Annotated in this window: 23 protein-coding genes; 10 read left to right on the top strand and 13 right to left on the bottom strand. The window is 33.2% G+C overall.

What is annotated here, in order from left to right:
• Positions 1-46: 46 nt before the first annotated feature.
• Positions 47-568 (bottom strand): hypothetical protein, encoded by a 522-nt coding sequence (locus ABDW27_RS06920; RefSeq protein ID WP_343695213.1) that lies wholly within the window; start codon positions 566-568, stop codon positions 47-49.
• A gap of 189 nt (positions 569-757) precedes the next feature.
• On the opposite strand from ABDW27_RS06920, the gene ABDW27_RS06915 reads away from it, so the two are divergent.
• The 4 genes from ABDW27_RS06915 to ABDW27_RS06900 all read left to right on the top strand — a co-directional run bounded on the left by ABDW27_RS06915 (position 758) and on the right by ABDW27_RS06900 (position 5283).
• Entirely contained in the window at positions 758-2143 is a 1386-nt protein-coding gene (locus ABDW27_RS06915; protein WP_343695212.1) for an MATE family efflux transporter, read from the top strand.
• A 140-nt stretch (positions 2144-2283) separates the two neighbouring features.
• Positions 2284-2511, top strand: a complete 228-nt coding sequence (locus tag ABDW27_RS06910; RefSeq protein ID WP_026984926.1) for a hypothetical protein — start codon at positions 2284-2286, stop codon at positions 2509-2511.
• Positions 2512-2568: 57 nt separating this feature from the next.
• The gene (locus ABDW27_RS06905) at positions 2569-4512 is read left to right on the top strand and encodes an LTA synthase family protein (protein WP_343695211.1); all 1944 of its coding nucleotides are present in this window, start codon (positions 2569-2571) and stop codon (positions 4510-4512) included.
• Between the two features lie 234 nt (positions 4513-4746).
• Positions 4747-5283 carry a hypothetical protein gene (locus ABDW27_RS06900; RefSeq protein WP_343695210.1) on the top strand — a complete coding sequence of 179 codons (537 nt, stop codon included), beginning with the start codon at positions 4747-4749 and terminating at the stop codon, positions 5281-5283.
• 12 nt (positions 5284-5295) lie between these two features.
• Here ABDW27_RS06900 and meaB read toward each other — a convergent pair whose 3' ends face one another.
• The 3 genes from meaB to ABDW27_RS06885 form a co-directional block, all read right to left on the bottom strand.
• Complete coding sequence (gene meaB / locus ABDW27_RS06895) at positions 5296-6387, bottom strand: methylmalonyl Co-A mutase-associated GTPase MeaB (RefSeq protein WP_343695209.1); 1092 nt, start codon at positions 6385-6387, stop codon at positions 5296-5298.
• Positions 6388-6703: 316 nt separating this feature from the next.
• Positions 6704-7345, bottom strand: a complete 642-nt coding sequence (locus ABDW27_RS06890; RefSeq protein WP_343695208.1) for an NAD(P)H-binding protein — start codon at positions 7343-7345, stop codon at positions 6704-6706.
• A 57-nt stretch (positions 7346-7402) separates the two neighbouring features.
• Positions 7403-7810, bottom strand: a complete 408-nt coding sequence (locus tag ABDW27_RS06885) for an Rrf2 family transcriptional regulator (protein WP_343695207.1) — start codon at positions 7808-7810, stop codon at positions 7403-7405.
• Positions 7811-8178: 368 nt separating this feature from the next.
• On the opposite strand from ABDW27_RS06885, the gene ABDW27_RS06880 reads away from it, so the two are divergent.
• The gene (locus tag ABDW27_RS06880; RefSeq protein WP_343695206.1) at positions 8179-9090 is read left to right on the top strand and encodes an AEC family transporter; all 912 of its coding nucleotides are present in this window, start codon (positions 8179-8181) and stop codon (positions 9088-9090) included.
• A 111-nt stretch (positions 9091-9201) separates the two neighbouring features.
• On the top strand, positions 9202-9840 hold the full coding sequence (locus tag ABDW27_RS06875; protein WP_073408764.1) for a peroxiredoxin: 639 nt from the start codon (positions 9202-9204) through the stop codon (positions 9838-9840).
• A 186-nt stretch (positions 9841-10026) separates the two neighbouring features.
• Here ABDW27_RS06875 and ABDW27_RS06870 read toward each other — a convergent pair whose 3' ends face one another.
• The 3 genes from ABDW27_RS06870 to ABDW27_RS06860 all read right to left on the bottom strand — a co-directional run bounded on the left by ABDW27_RS06870 (position 10027) and on the right by ABDW27_RS06860 (position 14688).
• A complete protein-coding gene (locus tag ABDW27_RS06870) occupies positions 10027-12270 on the bottom strand; it encodes a cation:proton antiporter (RefSeq protein ID WP_343695205.1) in 2244 nt (747 codons plus the stop codon).
• Positions 12271-12439: 169 nt separating this feature from the next.
• A complete protein-coding gene (gene purB, locus ABDW27_RS06865) occupies positions 12440-13786 on the bottom strand; it encodes an adenylosuccinate lyase (RefSeq protein WP_343695204.1) in 1347 nt (448 codons plus the stop codon).
• A gap of 215 nt (positions 13787-14001) precedes the next feature.
• Positions 14002-14688, bottom strand: coding sequence for an NAD-dependent deacylase (locus ABDW27_RS06860; protein ID WP_343695203.1), 687 nt, complete (start codon positions 14686-14688; stop codon positions 14002-14004).
• 323 nt (positions 14689-15011) lie between these two features.
• On the opposite strand from ABDW27_RS06860, the gene cysC reads away from it, so the two are divergent.
• The 4 genes from cysC to ABDW27_RS06840 all read left to right on the top strand — a co-directional run bounded on the left by cysC (position 15012) and on the right by ABDW27_RS06840 (position 18049).
• On the top strand, positions 15012-15536 hold the full coding sequence (gene cysC, locus ABDW27_RS06855; protein WP_343695202.1) for an adenylyl-sulfate kinase: 525 nt from the start codon (positions 15012-15014) through the stop codon (positions 15534-15536).
• A gap of 127 nt (positions 15537-15663) precedes the next feature.
• Positions 15664-16347: an aspartyl/asparaginyl beta-hydroxylase domain-containing protein gene (locus ABDW27_RS06850; protein WP_343695201.1), complete on the top strand. Its 684-nt coding sequence runs from the start codon at positions 15664-15666 to the stop codon at positions 16345-16347.
• 8 nt (positions 16348-16355) lie between these two features.
• Complete coding sequence (locus ABDW27_RS06845) at positions 16356-17324, top strand: sulfotransferase family protein (RefSeq protein WP_343695200.1); 969 nt, start codon at positions 16356-16358, stop codon at positions 17322-17324.
• 62 nt (positions 17325-17386) lie between these two features.
• On the top strand, positions 17387-18049 hold the full coding sequence (locus ABDW27_RS06840; protein ID WP_343695199.1) for an RNA methyltransferase: 663 nt from the start codon (positions 17387-17389) through the stop codon (positions 18047-18049).
• A gap of 241 nt (positions 18050-18290) precedes the next feature.
• On the opposite strand, the gene ABDW27_RS06835 is transcribed toward ABDW27_RS06840, so the two are convergent.
• The 6 genes from ABDW27_RS06835 to ABDW27_RS06810 all read right to left on the bottom strand — a co-directional run bounded on the left by ABDW27_RS06835 (position 18291) and on the right by ABDW27_RS06810 (position 24210).
• Positions 18291-19187: a YARHG domain-containing protein gene (locus tag ABDW27_RS06835; RefSeq protein WP_343695198.1), complete on the bottom strand. Its 897-nt coding sequence runs from the start codon at positions 19185-19187 to the stop codon at positions 18291-18293.
• On the bottom strand, positions 19184-19819 hold the full coding sequence (locus ABDW27_RS06830) for a DUF2306 domain-containing protein (protein ID WP_343695197.1): 636 nt from the start codon (positions 19817-19819) through the stop codon (positions 19184-19186). The genes ABDW27_RS06835 and ABDW27_RS06830 overlap by 4 nt, the downstream gene beginning before the upstream one ends.
• A gap of 121 nt (positions 19820-19940) precedes the next feature.
• A complete protein-coding gene (locus tag ABDW27_RS06825) occupies positions 19941-21536 on the bottom strand; it encodes a PepSY-associated TM helix domain-containing protein (RefSeq protein ID WP_343695196.1) in 1596 nt (531 codons plus the stop codon).
• A 74-nt stretch (positions 21537-21610) separates the two neighbouring features.
• On the bottom strand, positions 21611-22783 hold the full coding sequence (locus tag ABDW27_RS06820) for a TonB-dependent receptor (RefSeq protein WP_343695195.1): 1173 nt from the start codon (positions 22781-22783) through the stop codon (positions 21611-21613).
• Positions 22749-23771 (bottom strand): TonB-dependent receptor plug domain-containing protein, encoded by a 1023-nt coding sequence (locus ABDW27_RS06815; protein ID WP_343695194.1) that lies wholly within the window; start codon positions 23769-23771, stop codon positions 22749-22751. Before ABDW27_RS06815 ends, ABDW27_RS06820 begins: the two co-directional genes overlap by 35 nt.
• 94 nt (positions 23772-23865) lie before the next feature.
• The gene (locus tag ABDW27_RS06810; protein ID WP_343695193.1) at positions 23866-24210 is read right to left on the bottom strand and encodes a hypothetical protein; all 345 of its coding nucleotides are present in this window, start codon (positions 24208-24210) and stop codon (positions 23866-23868) included.
• Between the last annotated feature and the right edge of the window lie 240 nt (positions 24211-24450).

Here is a 24450-nt window from a genome sequence, read left to right as displayed (position 1 = left end):
CCGGGGTTTGTTACCAAAAACAAAAAAATAAAATAAACCTTTCTTTTTATAAATCAAAACCATAGGCTAGACGCAGAGCCACTTGATTGGTTTTGAATTTCTGATAGTCCTCATAACGGACACTAATGTCAATGTATTTGTTAGCATATCCAATTCCTGGCGCCCATAAAAAAGTAGTGTCGTCATAACCGTTTGTTACAGCAAAACCGGCACCTACTTCTCCTAAAACATAAAATTGATCTTCCCAGATAAAAGCTTTAAAACCAGCTTTTGCAGGAATAAATCCTAAATCTTTTATGTCATTTCCTAATTCATCTTTTCCTAAAAACAAGTTTGTAAAACCAGTTGTTAAAGTCAATGAAGTTCTTTTAGATAAATCGTATTGTAAACGAACGTCGCCGCCAAGTGACCAGTCATAATCTTTACTGTCTGTTGGGATTCCCCCGTTTAAACCAAAACCTAATCTAAATCCCTGATCGTAATTTGTTGCTGCAGTCTCTTGTGCAAAAGTGGTGTTGGAGTATAAAAATGCGAAAGCAGCGAGGCATATAAACTGTAATTTTCTCATGGCAAATATTTTTCAATTATTAATAATGTAAAAGTAGAACAGAGGTCTTTTGAGCTTGTTATATAATTTTTAAAAATCGTTATATAATATTATGGTATGCTAAGTTTAGCCTTAAAAAACGCTTATATTTTTATTAATAGGACAGAATTCGAAGCTTCTGACTATCTTTGCCCACAAAAAAGTATAAAATTGAATTTAAAGCAGTACACAAAAGAGTTTTCTTATAATTTCAGACTGGCATATCCTATAATATTAGGAATGGTTGGTCATACTTTAATTGGTATTGTCGACAATATTATGGTTGGAAAATTAGGCAGTACAGAATTGGCAGCCGTTTCACTTGGAAACAGTATGATTTTTATTGCCATGTCATTAGGAATTGGCTTTTCTACTGCCATCACACCAATTGTTGCCGAAGGAGATGCTGAAAAAAACGATGGCAAAATTCGTTCTGCATTTCATCACGGCTTGTTTTTGTGCGCTATTATTGGATTACTTCTTTTTACTTTAATTGTTCTAGCAAAACCATTAATGGAATTACTGGAACAGCCTAAAGAAGTAATTGTATTAGCAAAACCTTATTTAGACTGGGTTGCTTTTTCACTGATTCCATTAGTCATGTATCAGGGCTATAAACAGTTTGCCGACGGAAAATCGATGACAAAATATTCGATGTATGCGATGATTATGGCAAACGTACTTCATGTAGGGATAAATTATGTGTTGATTTACGGAATTTGGATTTTTCCTAAAATGGGAATTATCGGCGCAGCACTTGGTACCGTAATTTCGAGAATATTTTTAGTCATGTTCATGCATATTATGCTTTCAAGAAGAAATGATTTAAAACACTTTTTCAAAAATTTTAGTTTCAGCGAAATTAAAAGTGCAACGCTAAAAAAAATAATAAATTTAGGATTTCCATCAGCTATGCAAATGCTTTTTGAAGTTGTATTGTTTACAGCTTCGATATGGCTTTGCGGAAATATTGGTAAAACCAGTCAGGCAGCCAATCAAATCGCTTTAAGTTTGTCGTCACTTACTTTTATGTTTGCCATGGGATTAAGTGTCACATCTATGATTAGAGTAAGTAATCAGAGAGGACTGCAGGATTATAAAAACCTTGTAGTTGTGGCTCGTTCTATATTTTTACTTGCCATTATTATAGAAACTTTTTTTGCCTTTTTGTTTGTAGTTTTTCATGATTTTTTCCCGCATATTTTTTTAAATATGGAAAATACCGGACAAATTCTGGATAACACTGAAGTAATTGCAATTGCATCAAAACTACTTTTAATTGCTGCAATTTTCCAAATTTCAGACGGGATTCAGGTTGTAGTTTTAGGCGCTTTACGTGGATTGCAGGATGTAAAAGTACCTATGTATATTACCTTTGTGGCCTATTGGGTTATTGGTTTTCCAATTTCATATTATTTGGGAGAATATACTGAATTGAAAGCACAAGGTGTATGGATAGGGCTTTTGGCAGGTTTAACTACAGCAGCCATTTTTCTGTATATGCGTTTTCATTTTCTAACTAAGAAATTAATCTCCAATTCATTTGCAAATAATTAAATTTGGAGCCTAAAATAATATGCCACAGATTTCAGAGATTATAAGGATTAAAAAATAATCATTTCAATCCGTGAAATCTGTGGCAAAAAAAATCAACCTGTTTAACAGGCATTAATAAATCTAAAATAAACTTAAATACTATGGAATTACCTAAATTTTTACTTGGAGACAATACAGATTTTCCAGATGATATCTTTATCATTCACCTGGATTATCCAAGATTTATAATCAATCTAAAAGATGATGAGGTTGAATTTTTAGAAGAAGCAGAAGATCTTGATGAAGCAGAATTAAATGCTGAAATGGAAGGTTTAATCGAAAAAGCTAATGATTTCTACGACAGAGAAATAAATCGTTACGAAGAGTAGACACGCAGAATAGTGCGTTTCATGACGTGCTTAAGTCAAAATAATGTGAATTATTCAATGAAAAAATTAAGTTTTTTAAAACCTATTTTCAATTTTATATTGATCGGATTACTGATTACCACTTTAAGCCGAATATTTTTATTTTTCCTTTTTAAAGAAAGAGTAGAACAAACACCTGATTTCTGGTATATTTTTCCAATCGGACTTCGAATGGATTTAATTTTACTTTGTTATTTGTCATTTCTGCCAGCAGTTCTAATCACCTTTTTACCCAATAAATGGCTTAAGTTTACCAATAAGTTTTTGGTCATTTACAGCTTCTTATTTTTGTTTTTGATTCTTTTTGTAGAATTAGCTTCTCCTGATTTTGTAAAACAATACGATACACGCCCCAACAAGATTTTCTTAGATTACCTCATTTATCCGAAAGAAGTGGTCGGAATGCTTGTAAAAAGTTATCTGACATCTATAATCGTAACTTTTTTAATTCTGGGAGTTGTCATTTATTTGGCTTTCAAAAAAGGGAAAAAATATTTCCATACAACAAGTACCGAATATAAATTCAAATTAATGGTTTTTCCATTATTAGCATTTTTATTGTTTTTTGGAGCACGTTCAAGTTTGACTTCAAAACGCCCAATTAATGCCAGTAATGCTGTTTTTTCTACAGATCAGCTTACAAATACGTTGGGACTAAATTCATTTTATACCGTTGCTTTTGCTGCATATTCAATTAAAAATGAAGGAAATACCAAAATGTACGGTAAAATGGATGAAGCCGAAGCGATTGCCCGTGTAAAAAAATACATGATCGCTGGTCCAAATGATTTTACAGATAAAGAAATTCCGTTTCTTCATGTACAGCAGCCAGATTCAGTTAAGAAAAAGCCATACAATTTGGTTATTTTTTTACAGGAAAGTTTAGGGGCAGAATACGTTGGAATTTTAGGCGGAAAACCTTTAACTCCAGAGTTTGATAAATTATCTAAAGAAGGATTATTGTTTACCAATTTGTACTGCACGGGAACCAGAAGCGTGAGAGGAATCGAAGCTGTTGTAACCGGATTTTTGCCTTCGCCATCTGAAAGTGTTGTAAAACTTGGAAACTCACAACAAGGATTTTTTACCCTTGCCGATGCTTTAAAACATAAAGGTTACGACACGAGTTTTATTTATGGCGGAATGGCCAATTTTGATAATATGGCTTCGTTTTTCAACGGAAATGGTTTTACTGATATCGTAGACCAAACTGATTTTGAATCAGATGGAAATAAATATGCTTTTAAAGGAACCTGGGGTTATTCTGATGAGGATTTGGTTACTAAAGCCAATAATTATTTCAAATCAAAAGGAGATAAACCATTTTTCTCTTTAATGTTTTCAACGTCAAACCACGAACCATTTGAATATCCTGCGGGAAGAATCAAACAGTTTGATAAAAAAGCTGCAACGGTAAACAATGCAATGAAATATGCCGATTTCTCGATTGGAAAATTCTTTGAAATGGCTAAAAAAGAACCCTATTTTAAAAACACAATTTTCATCGTAATTGCAGATCATAACACAAGAACATACGGAAAGAATTTAGTGCCAATAAATAAATTCCATATTCCGGCTTTTATTATGGGGCCGGGAGTTCCAAAAGGAGCCGTTTATGACAGACTGGCAAGTCAGATCGATATTCCACCAACATTATTAAGTTATTTAGGAATTCCGTTTGAAACACCAATGATGGGAAGAAACTTAAATAAATTAGATCCAAAAGTACAAGGAAGATCAATTATGCAGTTCAATGACATCAATGCATTTAGAGTTGAAAATCAGGTTGTCATTATGCAGCCAAATTTAAAACCGCTGCAATTTGAAATTAAAAATGATACTACTTTAATTCCGGTAAAATTAAATGAAGAATTAGCGAAAGATGCTTTGGCACATGTAATTACAGCTGGAAATTTATATAAGGAGAATAAATATAAGCTTAGAGGAAAAGGTTCTAAGTAGCTGATTTTTAAATAACAATATTTAGAAAAAGCTTTACACCTACCTTAGTACGTAAGTATCTTAGTCCCTTAAAAAAAGCTGTTAAGTATGTAATTTCATACTTAACAGCTTTTTTTTTGTATTAAAATTCAAACGAAACGGGTAACAAAAAAATAATTTAATTGATATATACGAAATCAAAAGGCGTAACCCGAAAAGCCAGCGATAGAGTAGGGACAATTAAATTATTTTTTTATGAAAAATTTACAACAAAAAAAATCTGAAGTATTAAAAGTAATGTTAGTTTTTGCGTTTGCCGCTTTTTTTATAAGCTGTAATAACGATTCTAGTGAAGATCAAAATTCTCAATCATCAAACACTGAGCAGCAAAATCAACCAAATACTCAAAAGTATTTGCCTCATTATGAAGGGTTTATTGTGCGAGCCTGGGGAGCACATAATGTTGACTGCAGCCAGCCGGAAGGGTTTTGTAATTTTGTTGTTTATAACTGGATGACCTATGGCTTTACGAAACCAAACCCTGACGGAACACCAGTACGTGTTGAAAATGAAGCAGATAAATTTGTTATGACAATTCAAAAAAGTGCTTTAACCGAAGAACATAAAAAAGGGTTATTACGAAATGGAGACATTTATATAATACCGGAAGGGCAAACTATACTTCCGGAATTAGTTAAATCTTTAAAATTCAATTCAGATATTTTAGTTCCTGGTAAATATCCTATTCAGGAAAGTGAAGAAACTTATAAACTTTCAATTAATGTGAAATAAATATTTAAGTAACTAGAAGCCTTTTTTATACTCATTTAATAAAAACTGAGCGGCTGCAAAAGGTGATATTTCATCATTTTGCACCGCTTTTTTAATTTGTTCCATTTGTGCAATAATTCCTGGCTGATTGTAAAAGTTTGATTTCAATTGTTCATTGATAGTTTCCATCATCCAGAAATGATTTTGTTCGTTTCTTTTTTCCTGAAAAAAACCAGATTCTTTTGTCATTTCAAAATAATCAGAAATGGTGTTCCAGATATCCGAAATTCCATCTTTGGTAATCGCACTGCAAGTCGTAACCTTTGGCTGCCAGTTTGATTTTTTTGGAGGAAATAAATGCAAAGCTCTGTTAAACTCCAATTTCGCCTGATTCGCTTTTTTGATATTATCGCCGTCAGCTTTATTGATGACGATGGCGTCAGCCATTTCCATAATACCGCGTTTAATACCTTGAAGCTCATCTCCGGCACCGGAAATTTTCAGTAAAAGAAAAAAGTCAACCATGCTGTGAACCGCAGTTTCGCTTTGACCAACACCAACTGTTTCAATAATTATAGTGTCAAAACCTGCAGCTTCACAAAGAATAATCGTTTCACGGGTTTTGCGAGCCACACCTCCTAAATTTTCTCCGGAAGCACTCGGACGAATAAAAGCATTTTCATCTTTTACCAATTCCTCCATTCGGGTTTTGTCGCCTAAAATACTTCCGTGTGAAATTGTACTGCTTGGATCAACGGCCAGAACAGCCACTTTTTTTCCTGCTTGCGTTAAGTAAGTACCAAAAGCCTCGATAAAAGTACTTTTTCCAACTCCGGGAACTCCCGTAATTCCTATACGAATTGATTTATTAGCGTGAGGTAAACAGCTTTTTATAATTTCTTCTGCTTTTTCAGTATGTTCAGGATTTGTGCTTTCGACAAGTGTAATCGCACGACTCAGGGCCGTTCTGTTTCCCAAAAGAATTCCCGAAATTAATTCTTCTGCCGAAGGCTTGTGTCTGCGTTTGTTTTTAATTTGATTTATAGCCGAAACATTGGTGATTTCGGGAGGTGAAATTCCAGCTTTTTCAGTTAAACTGCCGGCTTGTTTATTAAAATCAGACAAAACGCATTTTTTAGAATTGTAAAAGTACTGAAAACAAAAACAGTTTCAAAAAGTTAGTTTGCCACGAATTACACTAATTTTAACTAATTTGTTATCATATTTTTTTCATCCTGAGTGAAGTCGAAGGACACGCAAGCAGCTCGACAAAGATTGTTAATTACAAAGTTTTGAGACAAAGAGACCCGACAGGTTTTTAAAACCTGTCGGGTCTAAATAGTATTGCGGAGTTTCTAGCGTGTCCTTCGACTTCGCTCAGGATGACACACAGAACTTAATTTTAATTATAAAAAATTCGTGAATTTGTGGCTATAAAAAATTAATACGCCGCAGTAAAACGAACTTGATGATGTTTTGGATTTTCTACTTCATCTGCAATAACAACTGCTAAATCTTCTACAGATAAAATACTTCTTTGTTCATCATTGAAAACTGGATTTTCTAAACCTAAACGATATTTTCCGGTTCTTCCCGTTGTAATTCCCTGATGCATTTCAAGAGCTGGACTAAAAAATGCCCAATCTAATTCTTTTTCTTCTTTAATAACATTTAGATAATCTCTTGCTGCAGAAGCGGCTGTGTAATATTCTTTCGGAAACTCTGGAGTATCAACTGCTTGCACGCCTGGCGCAACATATAAACTTCCAGCGCCTCCAATGGTAATAAAACGTTTTACACCTGATTTTTTTGCTGCTTCCTGAATCGATTTTGATCCGTTTTCGAAATCAACGGCATAATTTGTATTTGTCCAGCCTGGATTATAAGCATTGATGATGACATCATGACCTTTTAAGATTTCTGCCAAAGCAGCTACATTAAAAATATCTGCTGCAACCCAAGTTGCATTTGCAGTATCTTTTGGAGTTCTTGCAATTGCTGTAGTTTCGTGTTTTCTGTCTGCTAATTCATTTAAAATTGCTGAGCCAACGAATCCTGTTGCTCCAATAATTGCGATTTTCATAATATATAAATTTATTTAGTAATAAAAAATGTTACAGTTTTAGGTAAAAAAATAGCTCTAAAATTGGTTCGAAAAATCTTCCAAAGAAATTCCCTGCAATTGTGCGCTGACTTTCTCATTCATATCGGCATATAAATTAGCCAAATGCTGATTTATATTTTTACCAACGGGACAATCCGGATTTGGCTGATTTTTGGCATAGCCTAAACCAATAGTTTCAAAAGTCATTTCAAAAATCTCTTTTAAAGTCAGTTTAGATGAATCTACAGCCAATTTTGTTCCGCCATTTTTTCCTTCTTTACTTTCTACAATATGATGTGCTTTTAGGTTTGCAATTTCTTTTCGAACCAAAACCGGATTCAAATTAATACTTCCCGCAATATATTCTGATGACAAATAATCATTTGGAAATTTATTGAGCAAAGTTAGAATGTGAATCGTTATGGCAAATTTACCTGAAAGCATACTGTAATAAAATATATTACAAATGTAGTGAGTTTTTATAAGAGAAAAAAGAATTTAAGTTTTTTTTAGTAATTAGCTTCTGGTGATTAGTAAATAGTAAGTTAGTGATTAATAATTTGTTTAAATGTGCCGTTAGGCACATAATATCGGCAGCAAATAGGTTTGTAATTCACAGGCGTGCCGTAGGTACGCAATATTATTGTTGATTGCGTACCTACGGCACTCCAAATTTATTCTCAATTTATATTTTCTACCGATATTATGTGCCTAACGGCACGTTTTTAACTTTGTACATAAATTATTTTATGCTAATCACTAGAAGCTAATTACTAAAATATAAATAACTACTTTTGTCCTGAAGCCTTGATATGAACAACTTTATTATAATATTCTTCTTTTTGTTTTTAGGATTGCTTTTGCAGAATGTAAAGCGATTTCCAGTCAATGTTTATAAAACAATCAATAAAATTGTTATTTACATCTGTCTTCCTGCGATTACTTTATATCATATTCCGAAGATAAAATGGAGTAACGAATTATTATTTCCTATAGGTGCGGGGTGGATTAGTTTTTTCCTGGCTTTTGTATTTTTTCATTTTTTAGGGCGGCGATTAGGCTGGTCAAATAAACTGATAGGCTGTTTGATTTTAACAGCAGGATTAAGTAATTCATCCTTTCTGGGTTACCCAATTGTTGAAGCTTTATTTGGAAAAAAAGGCCTTGAAACGGCAGTTTTAGTAGATCAGCCGGGAACTTTTGTGGTAGTTTCAACTTTGGGCGTTTTTGTGGCGGCTTTTTATTCAAAAGGGAATCCGGATTTTAAAAGTATTACCAAAAAAATAATTTTCTTTCCGCCGTTTATCACATTCGTTGTTTCGTGTTTAATGAATGTTTTTAGCTATGATTTAGATGTTAATGTTCAGTCTCTGTTATTAAAATTAGGAAGTTTAGTAACGCCGCTAGCTTTATTTTCGGTGGGATTACAGCTTACTTTTAATAGAAAAAGTAAGCACTGGAAATTTCTGCAGCTTGGACTTTTCTTTCGTTTAATAGTAACGCCAAGTATTATTTTCATTCTTTATGTTTTTATTTTTAACCAGCATTCTGAAGCGATAAAAATTACAATTATAGAAATTGCAATGGCACCAATGATTACTGGCGCAATTTTGGCTTCGACTTATGGCTTAAAGCCCAAATTAAGCAGTATGATGATTGGTTTCGGAATTCCGATTTCTTTTGTAACCCTTGTTTTTTGGTACTTCATCGTGAGTTTTATTTAATTTAGAATATTAATTAGATAGAGAATGTAGAATTTTAACTTTTTTTTAATTCTTACATGTTTTCTAAATGTATTTTTTAGTTAATTTTAGTGGAACTAAAAAATATAAATTATGTCAACATTACGATTAGGCGATATAGCTCCGGATTTTCACGCAGAAACCACACAAGGACCAATCAATTTTCATGAATGGTTAGGAGATTCCTGGGGCGTTTTATTTTCGCATCCGGCAGATTTTACTCCGGTTTGTACTACTGAATTAGGAACGGTAGCGAATTATGTTCCGGAATTTACTAAAAGAAATACAAAAGTTATTGCGTTAAGTGTCGATGGATTAGATTCTCATAAAGAGTGGATTAAAGACATTAACGAAACTCAAAATACTGAGGTTAATTTCCCGATTATTGCTGATGAAGATAAAAAAGTAGCGAATTTATATGATATGCTTCACCCGAACGCGAGTGATAAATTTACGGTACGCTCTGTTTTTGTTATCGGACCAGATAAAAAAATCAAATTAACATTGACTTATCCGGCTTCAACAGGAAGAAATTTTGACGAATTACTTCGTGTAATTGACAGTTTACAATTGACTGCAAATTATAGTGTTGCAACTCCTGCAAACTGGAAAGATGGAGAAGATGTGGTAATTGCTCCGGCAATTCCGGATAGTGATATTCCAGCAAAATTCCCAAAAGGACACACACCAATTAAACCTTATTTGAGATTAACTCCGCAGCCGAATAAATAAATTTTTGAAGTTACAAAGTTACAAAGGCTCAAAGTTACAAAGGTTTTGAGGTTTTATTCTCAGTAAGTTTTGTTTTCTGTCAAAAATATAAAAAAGCGCTAAGATTTCTATTTACGAAACCTTAGCGCTTTTTATATAAAAACCTTTGTATCTGAGAACCTATGTCCCTTTGTCCCTTTTAAAAAATCAAAGTCTTTTAAAATTACTTAACTCGATCATTTTCTTTTTGTCGCCTACAACCCAAATAATGTCATTTGGCTGTAAAAGTAAACTCGATTCAGGATTTAAAATACGATTTCCATTTCGCTCAATTCCAACAACCATTCCGTTTGTTTTGGCTCTGAATTGTCCAATGCTTTTTTGAATGAATTCGTCCTGAGAAACTTCAAGCTGACGAAGTACAATGTCTGTTTCTTCAATTATGCCCGGAGCTTCGGTTTCGTTTTGGTTTAAATATTTCGTAAATTCAACAATTTGAGCATCGGTACCAATTACACAAATTTCATCTCCCGGAAATAAACGTTCTGTTTTGGTAGGAATTGGAATGGTAATTTCACCTCGTTTAATATAAGCAATATTGATTCCGAGCTGCTCACGAATTTTTAATTCCTCTAATGTTTTACCCACTAAATTAGATTCTTTTCCAATATCAAAAAAAGACATGTGACCGTCCCAAGGCATTAAATTGGCATATCTTCTGTCGATTTTTTTATTTTCGCGGTCGTTGAGGTTTTTCAGGAAGTGACTTTCAATTCTATGATATTGTTCGTTTAATTTTTTAGGGAAAATTTGATACGCTCCAATAGCAATAATCAAAGCAACAAAAGCGACTAAAGGAGAGAAAAAGATATTGAGTAAAAATCCAACGAAAAATAATCCGAGGCTCATTCTAATTAAAATAAGCATTAAAAGTGCACCTCGATATTTACGTTCTTCCCATAAAATTTCAACTTCATCTACTTTTACACGACGCAGCGAAAGTGCCCATAAAAAAGGAGCAATAACAATAAGTGTAAGGAAAGCAGCCAAAGTATTTCCAAATCGGGTATCAGCTACTAATGGCGCTACAAATTTTGATGATAATAAAATAATAGCGGTTATAATTATGGTATGCAGAATAATCTGCGTAATCGAAGATCTCAATACAATCTGCCACGTACTTACTGATTTAATGGCCTGTGCATTTACACTATAACGGTTAATATTTTTAACCCATTTTTTAGGCATTTTACTTTCTAAAAGCTGAGCAAAAGACTCTGAATATTTAATTAAAAACGGAGTTGTAAAAGTGGTTATGGCAGAAACCGCAACAATTATAGGATACAAGAAATCGCTTGTAACTTTTAAGGTCATTCCTAATGTTGCGATAATAAATGAGAACTCTCCAATTTGAGCCAAACTCATTCCGGTTTGAACAGATTGTTTTAAAGGCTGTCCGGAAAGCAAAGCTCCGATAGAGGAACTGAATGCTTTTCCGAAAATCGTTAAAAGAGTTATTAAAGCAACAGGAAGAGCGTATGTAACCAATGTTCCCGGATTGATTAACATTCCAACCGATACAAAGAAAACAGCACCAAATAAATCTTTAACAGGCTGAATTAAATGCTCGATTTTTTCGGCCATTGTGGTCTCAGCAATTATAGAACCCATTATAAAAGCCCCTAAAGCAGGAGAAAAACCAACATTTGCGGCAAAAATTACCATCATTAAACATAATGCCAATGAAATAATTAATAACATTTCATCAGTTAAAAGATGTTTGGCTTTTTTCAAAATGGTCGGAATAATGAAGATTCCGCCCAAAAACCATATAATTAAAAAGAAAACCAGTTTTAAAACAGATTGTATTAATTCACCTCCCGAAACCTGATCGCTTACGGCAATGGTCGATAATAAAACAAGCATTAAAATGGCCACAATATCTTCGACAATCAGGGCTCCAAATACAATCCCAACGAACTTTTTTCCTTTAACTCCTAATTCGTCAAAAGCTCTGATAATGATTGTTGTAGATGAAATAGAAAGCGTGGCGCCAAGAAAAATACTGTCCATTTTTCCCCAGCCCATCCATTGGCCGACTAAATAACCCACAAAGGTCATAAACAGAATCTGGGTTATGGCGGTGACAGAAGAAGTCCCTCCAACTTTCATTAATTTTTTAAAGCTGAATTCGAGTCCTAAACTAAATAATAAAAATATAACCCCAATTTCGGCCCAGACTTCAACACTTTTCATGTCAGTAATAGAAGGGAAAAAATCAAAATGGTTTCCGGCCAAAAAACCTGCAATCAGGTAGCCCAAAACCAAAGGCTGTTTCATTTTTTTGAATAATAGAACGGCAATTCCGGCAGTCATCAGGATTAATCCCAGATCACTAATTAAAGGTTGTAAATGGTGAGTAGTTTCTGCTGTGGCATTTAAGGCAATCATAGAAAGGTGTTTTAGTTTTAGAAAATCATTCCGTTTTTTATATCAAATAAAAATCACTGGATTTCTTTCTAAATAAGATTAAGTGAAGTATTCTGGTCTACTCCGGATTAAATAAAAAAAGCTATCTCGATAAAGATAGCTTTTTTTGACAAAATATTTTAGGTTTTCTTTAAATTCCTGTGTAATTGCTAGGAGTTATCTGCAATAATTCTGCTCTAACGGCATCAGAAACTTCTAAAGTTGCAATAAAATTATGAATTGCATTTTTATCAATTGCTTCATTTGTTCTTGTTAAACCTTTTAAAGCTTCGTATGGATTTGGATACGCTTCACGACGCAAAATAGTCTGAATGGCCTCGGCTACAACCGCCCAGTTTTTCTCTAAATCCTCGGCAAATTTGCTTTCATTCAAAAGTAATTTGTTCAAACCTTTAAGAGTAGCTTCAAAAGCAATAATGGTATGTCCAACCGGAACACCAACATTTCTTAAAACCGTACTGTCAGTTAAGTCACGCTGTAATCTTGAAATTGGAAGTTTTGCGACTAAATGTTCAAAAATAGCATTGGCGATTCCTAAGTTTCCTTCAGAATTTTCAAAATCAATTGGGTTTACTTTATGCGGCATTGCAGATGAACCAATTTCTCCTGCTTTGATTTTTTGTTTAAAATAATCCATCGAAACATACGTCCAGATATCACGGTCTAAATCGATAATAATATTGTTGATTCTTTTTAAACCATCAAAAAAAGCAGCAAAGTGATCGTAATGTTCAATTTGAGTTGTTGGGAAAGAATGCTGTAAACCTAAACCAGTTTCAACAAATTTAGTTCCGAATTGCTTCCAGTCAATTTGAGGATACGCTACGTGATGTGCATTGAAATTTCCTGTTGCGCCACCAAATTTTGCCGCAAACGGAACATTGAATAACAAACGCATCTGCTCTTCTAAACGCTCAACAAAAACCAGAATTTCTTTTCCTAAACGAGTAGGAGAAGCCGGCTGTCCGTGTGTACGTGCCAGCATTGGGATGTCTTTCCATTCTACGCTTAATTCTTTTAATTTAGAAATTAAAGCCACTAATGAAGGCATATAAACCTGCTCAAAAGCTTCTTTTGTAGAAAGCGGAATAGCAGTGTTGTTGATATCCTGAGACGTTAATCCGAAGTGAATGAACTCTTTGTATTGAGACAAACCTAATTTTTCAAAAGCATCTTTAATAAAATATTCAACCGCTTTTACGTCGTGGTTCGTTACTTTTTCAGTTTCTTTAATCCAAAGTGCATCTTCAGTAGAGAAATTTTTATAGATATTTCTTAAACTTTCAAATAAACCTGAATCAATGCCTTGTAACTGAGGTAAAGGAATTTCGCATAAAGCGATGAAATATTCCACTTCAACTAATACGCGGTATTTTATTAAAGCTTCTTCAGAAAAGAAAGGGGCTAAATTTTGAGTTTTATTTCTATATCTTCCATCAATTGGCGATATAGCATTCAATTCGTTTAAAGTAGTCATTGTTATGTTGTTTTTCGAAAGGTGCAAATATAAACAGAATTTGCGGATTTAAAGTAATCAGAAAGTCAATTGACAACATTTTAAAAGGGAAAAAAGAAGAAAACACAAATTTCACGAATTAGCACAAATTTTTACTTCTTCATTGAGAAATAAAATGATTCGTGCTAATTCGTGAAATTCGTGAAATTCGTGAAATTCGTGTTCAATAATTATATCTACGATTTTAATTTTTCTCTCATTTCGACAACACCTTCGGAAGCAACTTTAGCAATAACTTCAACTTTGTTTCGAATATTCGGAATTGAAATAGGTTTTGGATCAATATAAAAAACCGGAGTTGTACTGGGCGTATAAGAAATCAAACCCGCTGCCGGATAAACTTGCAGAGAAGTTCCGATTACGGCAAAATAATCTGCCGTTTCTGTTATATCAATGGCTTCTTCAAGAGCCGGAACTTCTTCTCCAAACCAAACAATATGCGGACGAAGCTGATGTCCGTTTTCATCTAAATCACCCGTAAGTAAATCTTCTGTCCAGTCTAAAATTAAATCCCGATTTCTAACGCTTCTTACTTTTAATAATTCGCCATGCAAATGCAAGACTTTAGTACTTCCGGCGCGTTCGTGCAGATCATCAACATTTTGAGTGATAATATAAACGTCAAAATCCTTTTCTAATTCGGCTAAAATTTGATGCCCTAAATTCGGCTGAACTTCTTTTAACTGCTGACGTCGCTTGTTGTAAAAATCTAAAACCAAATCCTGATTTTTATGCCAGCCTTCGGGAGTTGCAACTTCCATTACATCATGACCTTCCCATAATCCATCGCTGTCACGAAATGTTTTAATTCCACTTTCGGCACTAATTCCGGCGCCGGTTAAAACAACAAGTTTCTTTTTCATTTTGAAATTTTATTAAAAGATAAAAATAGTGATTTTTGTGAATCAGTAGGTAAAATGTGCCGTCAGGCACTAAATATCGGTATAAAAAAGTGTTTGAATTGATTTGGCATGCCATAGGTATGCAATGGTGGTTCTGTTGCGTACCTACGGTACGCCAAATTTGTGTCCATTTTATATTTTCTACCGATATTTAGTGCCTGACGGCACATTTGTACGATTCTTTTTTTAATATTTTTGAGAAAATAAAACCGTAATTATACTTATTGTTTTGACTTTGCAGATTGTCTAGTTTTAATGCCTCATAAAAACAAAAGATTTTCTAAATGATTTTAATTCAGTTTACAGGATTATCGGGCTCGGGAAAAACCACTCTGGCACAAAATGTTCGGCATTTATTAATCGAAAACGGTTATAAAGCTGAAATTGTCGACGGCGATGTATACCGAAAAACGGTTTGTAAAGATTTAGGATTTTCTAAAGAAGACAGATGTGAAAATGTTAGAAGGTTATTCAATATTGGAAAAAACTTTGTCGAAGAAAATACAATCGTATTAATGTCAGTAATAAATCCGTATGAAAATCTTCGAAATGAATTGAGATCAAATGAGTTTGTGCGAACTATATTTTTGGATTGTTCGATAGATAATTTGATAAAAAGAGACCCTAAAGGCTTGTACAAAAAAGCATTACTGCCAGACAATGATGCTGATAAAATTCAAAGTTTTACCGGAATTAGTGATGTTTTTGAAACGCCGCAAAATGCAGATTTAATCTTAAAAACCGATTTTGAAACAGTATCATTTTCAACAAATAAACTCTACCAGTTTATTATTGACAATTTATCTTAGACAGTAAGATTGTAAGATAAGAATTTCTCAATTTGTAAAATTTTGCTTATTTATTCGACAATTGGTTTCGTGTATTTTATATATTTACACAACCAAAACGAATCTCAAATTTAATCCTTCGTAGCTTATGAATCCTTCGTCAAGCAAACTGCCTATTTCTTTTTCAATAGAAAAATTACAGCATGAACTTACCATTTGCGAAAATGATTTATGGACACCGCATTTTAATACAAACCGGTACGAAGGAAATTGGACGAGTGTTTCCCTGCGGTCGCAGTCTGGTTTGGTAAACGACATTACTTCTTTTTCTAACAAAGAATACAAAAATACGCCGCTGCTTGATAAGTGTCATTATTTTAAAGAAATTATGGATTGGTTTGAGTGCGAAAAAGAGGCAGTTCGATTGCTTCGATTAGGGCCAAACAGCGAAATCAAGGAACATGTTGATAATGATACTTCGTATGAAGATGGATTTTTTAGAATTCACGTACCAATTATAACAAATTCAGAGGTTTATTTTTATGTAGATAAAAAACTCGTTCCTATGAAAATGGGAGAGTGCTGGTATGCTAATTTTCAGCTTGCGCACAGTGTTGAAAATAAAAGCAATGAACCGAGAATTCATCTCACACTTGATTGCATACGGAATGAATGGTCGGATAAATTATTTGCAGAAATGGGATTTGATCTCAATTTTACTTCAAATAAAAATGAATTTTCGGATGAGGTAAAACAACAGATTATTGCTGAACTTCAGCGGAATCCATCTGAAGTAAACAATAAAATTATCGCAGGTCTTCAATCTAAATAAAATCAAAAATGGAAAATATAAATCACCCTCTTTCAAACTGGATTCCTTATAAATTAATAGAAAAAGACAACAATATTTATTTTGAATGGATTTATTTGGGTGATATAAAATATCTCGATCCTTTTTTTGATGAGACGATTTCAAAATGCAGAAAACTGGATTATAATTCAAAGCGATTTAGAGTAATAAGTACTGTAGAAAATCTTATTGAATGGTCTGATGAATTAGTTTCTGTCGATTTAAAATCTTTAGTGTTTCATGTTTCAAGATGCGGTTCTACAATGCTGAGTCAGTCATTGGCAACTTCTTCAGAAAATATTATGGTTTCTGAGGCACCAATTTTTGATGAAATTTTAAGGAGTAATCTTTTTGGACTTGATACAAAAACGACTCTCCTAAAAGCGGTACTTAAATTTTTAGGGCAAAAAAGATTTCCCGAACAAAATAATCTTATTCTAAAACTAGATGCCTGGCATATTTTTGATGCAGGATATTTGAGATCTATTTTTCCTGAAACTCCTTTTGCACTGCTTTACAGAAACCCGACAGAGGTTTTAAAATCTCATCAAAAATTAATGGGAATGCATATGGTGCCAAATTTACTGCCGCCAAGTGTTTTCGGAATTACACCTCAGGAAATTAATGAAATTAGTTTTCAGCAGTATGGCGCATTGGTTTTAGAGAAATATTTTCAGGGCTTTTTAAGTTTTTATGAATCAGATCAAAATGTTACTTTCCTGAATTATAATGAAGGAATGAAACAGGTTATTGAAAAGTTTATTTCTTTTATTGATGCCCGTTATGCTGATGAAGAAATCGATAAAATGTTTGAACGCTTAAACAAACATTCTAAAAATGAAAATGCAGAATTTAAAGGCGATTCTTTTAAAGAAGAAGCACTTAATGTCGATTTTGCAAAATTAGTCGTATTGCATGAAAAATTAAATAATGCATTACTGGAACATTCAGAAAGTTAGAAAATAAGAATCAATTTTCTTTCTGTTGATTTATATGTATTTTTGCGGCAAATACAAACAAAATGATTGATTTAGATTACCTCGCTTTTCTTGAAAATATATTAACGGATAACCGAAAAGAAAGATTTTTAGAAGTACTTAAAAACCGCACTAAACATTTTACTGTTGCTGTAGAAGATGTATACCAAATGCACAATACAAGTGCCGTAATGCGCAGCTGCGAAGTTTTCGGAATTCAGGAATTGAATATAATTGAACAGCGTTTTGGAAAAAGAATCGATAAAGAAATCGCTTTGGGTGCGCAAAAATGGGTTGACATAAACAGATTTGATACTATCGATGGCTGTGTTTCTAATTTAAGAGAAAAAGGATATCAAATCATCGCTACAACGCCTCATGAAAATGATTGTATGATTCAGGATTTTGATATTTCTAAACCAAGTGCATTATTCTTCGGAACTGAAAAAGACGGACTTTCACCGGAAATTTTGGAAAAAGCAGACGGTTTCCTAAAAATTCCTATGGTAGGTTTTACAGAAAGTTTGAACATTTCTGTTTCTGCCGCAATCATCATTCAAAATCTAACAAACCGATTAAGAAATTCAGATATAAAATGGCAGTTATCTGACGAAGAAATTCTGCAAAAACGCCTTGACTGGGCCAAAAATTCGATTAGAGATATTAAAAGAATCGAAGCCAGATATTATCAGGATAATCCGAGATAGCGATTTCCTGCAAAGGTTTTTAAAACCTTCTAGGTATTTGGAGTATCAGTTTAAATAAGAAAGGTTTTTCGCCACGAATTCATGAATTTTTTATGTAAATGCATTCGTGAATTCGTGGCGAAAAAAAACTTAAAACCTTAAAATGTTATACCTACAAGGTTTTGAAAACCTTGCAGGAGAGTCGTTGAGAAAAAACTTAGCATCTTAGTCCTTAGAATCTTAGCATCTTTTAAAAAAAAAACTATCTCCCGAAAGAATCGTAATTATCTTCGGCGTATTTTTCGAAACGTTTTAATAAAACGATATTTTGTTTTTCTGTTTCTGTCAATTTATCATCAACGTTTGCGGCAACCGGAATATACCATTCTACATCATCAAAAAACTGACGTACTGTTTTCGTTTTAAACGAAAGTCCATGTCTGGCGAAAATGGTATTTCTAAGAATTTCCAAATCAATTTTCTTCAGGTTTTTGATATCAGATTCTTTTAGTTTTTTTGTCGATGAATTGATGTTTGAAATATCTTCAGATGCCATTCTGTAAACACTTTCCGTATAAGTTTCAGCTTTATTACTTATAGAATCTTCCGCGCTTTCATAATAAGTTACCTTTTCTTCTTTTGGGTTTTCATAGTCAATATAAGAACCATTATTAGGTAACATTAAATTAGGATCGTATTTGAATTGTTTTTTAACTAATTCAAATTTTCTTTTACGAACTTCTTTTTTAGGATTATTCGCTATCCATGTTCCGGAAATTATACTATCGTTTACTACATCAAAATCAAAAACGCCGTCATTTTTATCATCGCCGGGTTCTTTAAGTGTAAAATGAATTACTTTTCCTTTTTTTGTCATTTCGCCTTTAAGAGGTCTTACGTTACCAGCTACTACACTTTGTCCCGTAACTTCAGAAGCAGTAATTTTTTTAATGCTAATATTAATCTTATTGATAAAATTTTCTTTTACTTCTTGGGTTGTATCACGTTCTGCAACAATAAATGAGCCAACCCACGAACCGTATAAATCCGTTCTGATTTCATCTGTAAGTAAATTGTCGGCAGTATTTTTTGTGTTTTTTTCTTTAGAATTACAGGAAAAAAGTAAAACGGCTAAAAATAAATAAAGAAGTTTTTTCATTTTTTTGATTGATGATAAAGATAATATTCGACGATTAATAAATTCGGAACCCAGCCCAGCCAGGCTATAATTTGATATAAATCCATTGGTGCCGGATGAAACAAATATACAAGAATAACCTTCCAAAAACGTAAGGTAACTGCAGAAAATGTTAAAGCAAAACTTCGAAGTAAAAATGCTCTGTGCTGCGGGATATTTTTGTTTTTTATATAAAGAAAACCTTTTAAAGTAAAATAAAACCACAATACAGATAAGGTTACAAAAGATATTTTTGAGTAGAATCCGCCATTGGCAAAAAAGCCAATAAATAGTCCCGAAGGTGCGCTTAGAAACAGAATTACAAAAACATATAATTTTCCAAAATTTCTGTGAATGCGTGGGTATTTCCTTAGCAGTGAATCATTAAACTGAAAAAATCCCGACAGCAAAACAAAAATTGCCGAATATACGTGAATGTAAAAAAATACAATGTAATATGGAATTTGAGAAACTTCAGTCTGCTTAATTTGAAGAAAAGCGACATCATTTTTTAACGGGATGTACTGCAAGGTCAGCTTTAGCATCAAAATAAAAAAATAACTAAAAATGGCTGACCAAATTAGCATTAATGAAAACTGAATCTTTTTTCTCAATTTTTGTAAGAGGTTTATTAATGACCAAATATAAAAAATCCCAAGAATTTTCCGCCACGAATTCACGAATGTATTTGTAAAAATTCGTGAATTCGTGGCGGAAAAAATTTAGAACCTTTGTCTACTTTTTGAGAAATAAAATAAAACCTAAAATGCTGACAGTTAAAATGCTCAAAGCTGCCAGAACAGTAGCCAGATCACGAATATTTTTTCCAGCCCAATCCATAAATAAAAATTTATGCAATATGGCAAAAGAATATCCTTCAACTTTATCCGAACTTTTAACTACCGCTGCCAATCTTGAAGTTGAAGTTTCGATAAAATAGGCCGCTTTGTCCGGAGTGTCATAAACTAATTTTATTACAGGTAAACGTTTGTTTACAAAGCCGTATTCTCTGCTTTCGAAATCAGTTAAAATTTTTGATTCTAATAATTTAGCATTTTCTAATGAAACTTCAGGTTCTTCAGAAGTTTCGATCATTTCGCAGCACGCCGCTTGTGGAGCTCCGCCTGTAAAATAATAAGCTAAATATTCAGCATATTGAAGATCAATATTTGGTACAATTCTATTAGTCGTCGCATTAATATAAATTACTTCCGATTTTTGATCTTTCTTTTTACCCCATTTTGAATTAGAATCTACTTTTGAAGTTTTGTACTTTCCTTTTTCAAGCAATTCACATCGGAAATAAGTCGTATCGTTTAAAGTAATAATGCTTGCATTTTGAAAACGAGTCCAGTCTAAATCTAATGCATTATTAGCCAGTGGAATATCTTTAGTTACGAATGTTGGTTCGTAAACCATTTGCGATAAAGTGTAAGGCGACCATTTTGTTGTGGCGTGATAGGCGCCGCTAAAAGCAAATGTCAAAGTAAAAAGTGAAACCCAAATTCCAATTTGGCGATGGTATTTTCTAAGTCCTTTTTTAGGCGCTGCATTATCCGTTTTTTTGAATTGTTTCCAAAGTAAACCATAAATTAAAATTCCGCTCAGGGCAGAAAATCCAATAATTGAGAGTAAAAATATCATCGTAATGATTCTGATACTATTGTTGGAAATCGCATCAATAAATGACCAGTTATGAAAAGTATCAAAGAACCAGATGAAAAATTGTCTCGAAATAGGATTGTAAGTCGCCAGTTTGCTCGATGAGGTTTCAACATAAACCTGCATGGCATCCAGACGATCAAAACTTAATTTGTAAACGGGTAAATAACGGTTAACATATTTGTATTGAGAAGTAAATTCAGTTACTACTTCACTATTTTTTACTTTGCTTTTTTGATCGTCTAAGAAATAACGAGAAAGCCATTCAGCATATTTTTGATCTCCATTTTCAAGTTTTTCAGCAGTCGATGCATCAAAATACCATAAATCCCCAATAATGGTTTTTACCTGATAATAAACGGTATTATTAAACGAAACAATTCTGAAATTTTTGAATTGCGTGATTTCATTTTTTAACAAAATTTCCTGAATAGAAAACTTCAGTTGATTTTTATCAATAACCGTCTGTTCAATTTTATCATGGACGATTTCTGGTTTGAAAAAATGCGCCATAAAAGGGTGCATTAACCCGGAAAATGTCCAGAAAATTATAGGAACAATCGTAATCAAGCCAATAACACGATGCCACTTGTACATGTTCTGTTTGATTTTTTTGATGAATTTAGAATCTTTCTTCTTCGAAGATTTTTTGTTTGTTTCCTTACTCATTGTTTTAGTTTTTTTGCCACAGATTAAAAGGATTATTTATCTGTGTTAATTATTTTAATCTGTGGCAGGATAATTTATTTTTTTAATGAAAAATTATACTGAATTCCAAATACAAATGTTCTTGGAGCTGCTGCCGTATAAGTTGGCTGGGCATTTGTGGTATTGGCTCTCGAAACATTATAAGCGTACAATTTATCAGTTAAGTTCATTACGTTCCCGTACACTTCAATTCCTTTCCACTGATAGCCAACTCTGGCATTGAAAATGTTGTAACCATCATATTTAAACGTATTTATCTGATCTTGGTAATAACTTCCCACAAGTTGCCATTCAAAAGAAGTTCTTAAATTAGGAAGCCAGTTTGGATAATAACTTACTTCAGAATTTCCGGTCCATTTTGGAGCGGCCGGCATTTCTTTTCCGTTTAAATTCTGAACAGGATCAGTTGGTTTATCAGAAAGTTTAAAATCAATATAAGTATGCTGCGCGTAAGTGCCGCCCAAACGAATATTGAATTGTTTAGAAGGTTTGTACGAAGCTCCAAATTCAATTCCTTTATGACGTGTTTCTCCCGCTGAGCGATAATCTGTTGAGTTATCCGGAAGTTTGATGTTCAGTAATTCGTTTTTACCTTCCATATAATAGAAAGCGTAATCAAAATTTAATTTATTTTGAAAGAAAGAAAACCATCCGCCAACTTCATAATTATCAAAATCTGCTGGTTTTAAGTTATAATAAAACTCGGCAGGAACACCAGTTGTGCCTCCAGTTCCGGGTTTAGTTCTAAAAATAGAAGTAATTCCCGGAGGTGCAAAACCTTGTGAATAATTACCGTAAAAACCGGCAAATTCTACAGGATTGAAATTTGCTCCAATTTTGAAAGTAGCTTTGTCATACACTTTGCTTCCGGTAGATTTGTCTAAAGCATTATTATAATTCACTTTCATGTTGTCATATCGACCGCCAATTGTCAAAACTAATTTTGGAAAAGGATTAAAGCTAAATTGAGCATATTCTGCAGAATTATAGATGTCTGCAGTATAATCAGCTAATTTTGAATCTGGATGCTCTGCAATAATTTCATAAGAATCGACAGTTTGTTTTCCTGGTTCTCCCGGATTTAAATTGGCTTTTAAATCAATTACATACGACCAATAGTTTACAGGAGAATAATCGTATAAAGCTCCAGCAACAAATTTCATATTTAGTAAATCAAATTTTTGAGTATGCTGGCGCAATTGCGCCATAACTTTTAAAGTTATTCGAATTTACTTCGCCTTTTGCAGTTGTCGGATTTACAGTTGGACTCCATTTGATTCCGTAAGAAGGATTTTGGCCTAATTTGTTATCACGAAAATAAGCTGTTATGTAACTACTTGAATTAGAATTCCAATCGTGTTCAAGTGTCAAACGGGTTCTTAATGCATCAGATTTTCTATAGGTAAAGTTTGAAGTGCTTTTGTAAGTTCTGTTATAAAAAGCATCTTCATTGACAGAGCCGCTCATATCCGAATAATATTTTCCGTACATGGTATTACTTATCAATCGGGTAGAAGGAGAAATGTTATAATCGATTCTCGCATTAAGATTATCTTTGTTATAATCAGAATAAGTCATCCAGCCATTTTCCTGCAAGCTTGAAATTCCGGCAATATGAAAACCAACTTTCCCAACAGTTGCGCCACCGGCAGCCTGAAATCTTCTGTAACCATAATTATCAGCCTGAACCCCAAATTTAAATTCAGGATTAACTGGTGGCTTTATTGAAATTAAATTAATTGTTCCTCCAACTGCTTCAGGACCGTATAAAGAAGAAACCGGGCCTTTTACAACTTCAATACTTTGAAGATTATATTGGTTAATTTCTAATAAAGCATTATGGTTAAAAATTCCCATTGGGCGAATTGGCAGTCCGTCTTCTAAATACAAATAATAAGCATTTGTTGTCATTGGCTGACGAATAGACATCATATGCTGTTCGTTTCCAAGATTTACCATTAATACACCCGGAGTTTTGTTTATAATTTCGTAAATCGCAGTAGCTTTGGCTTCGTTGATAGTTTTAGCAGTTAATTTGCTAATCGCAACCGGAGTTTCTTTTCTTAAAGTTGCAGTACGGTTGGCCGTTATATAAACATTTTCTAATTCTTGAGATTTAGTTGTGTCCTGCGCCGTTTTATTTTGCGCTAAGACACATTGCCCTATAATTAGTAGGGTAAAGTATAATTTTTTCATTTTAAATTATATAAATTTTAAAAAGCAACTGATATTCTTTGGTTTTATGCCAAAGAAAGAGTGTTAGGTTTTATAGTAAAACCAGTTTAAAAATTTATATAAAATAGGATGGAGGGCGAAAAGTTGTGCTTGAAACAGCAACAGGTTTTTTGTCGAATGGAGCAAAGATTTTTGCTTTTGAATCGATTGGTGCTGTAAGTTTGAAATTATTTAAAATAGGAGTCTGAATGTAAACTACTTCTGCTTTTTCTTTCAGATTGTTTTGCATTCTTTTCTCATTATCAGCGTATTTCTTTAAACTTTTTTGAAGTTCACAACGACCGTTACAGGTATTAAAAACCATTTTGCGCTGCACACATATAGTTTTTGAAATCTCTTCCTGATTTAATTTGAATGAAGTATAAACAAAGAAACTGCCAAAAGAAGGTACTAATAGCATGCAGGAAAGAAATATGACGAAAAATCGTTTCAAAATGTGTTTCGTTGTTTTCGACTGCAAAAATACATTTAATTCGTTTTAGAAAGAATTTATTTTAGAGTTTTTCTAAAAAAAAGTTTTCAGTGTCAGTCCCAGTTCTCAGTTTTCTGTAAACTGAGACTGATTACTGAAAACTAAAAACCCGACTGGTTTTTAAAACCAGTCGGGTTTGATATGTAATAACAGTCAAGCTTGTAAACT

It is taken from the genome of Flavobacterium sp. (assembly GCF_039595935.1).
In the GTDB taxonomy this organism is placed as follows: domain Bacteria; phylum Bacteroidota; class Bacteroidia; order Flavobacteriales; family Flavobacteriaceae; genus Flavobacterium.
The sequence above is the reverse complement of the archived record's forward strand: the minus strand, read 5'-3'. Positions and strand labels throughout refer to the sequence as shown.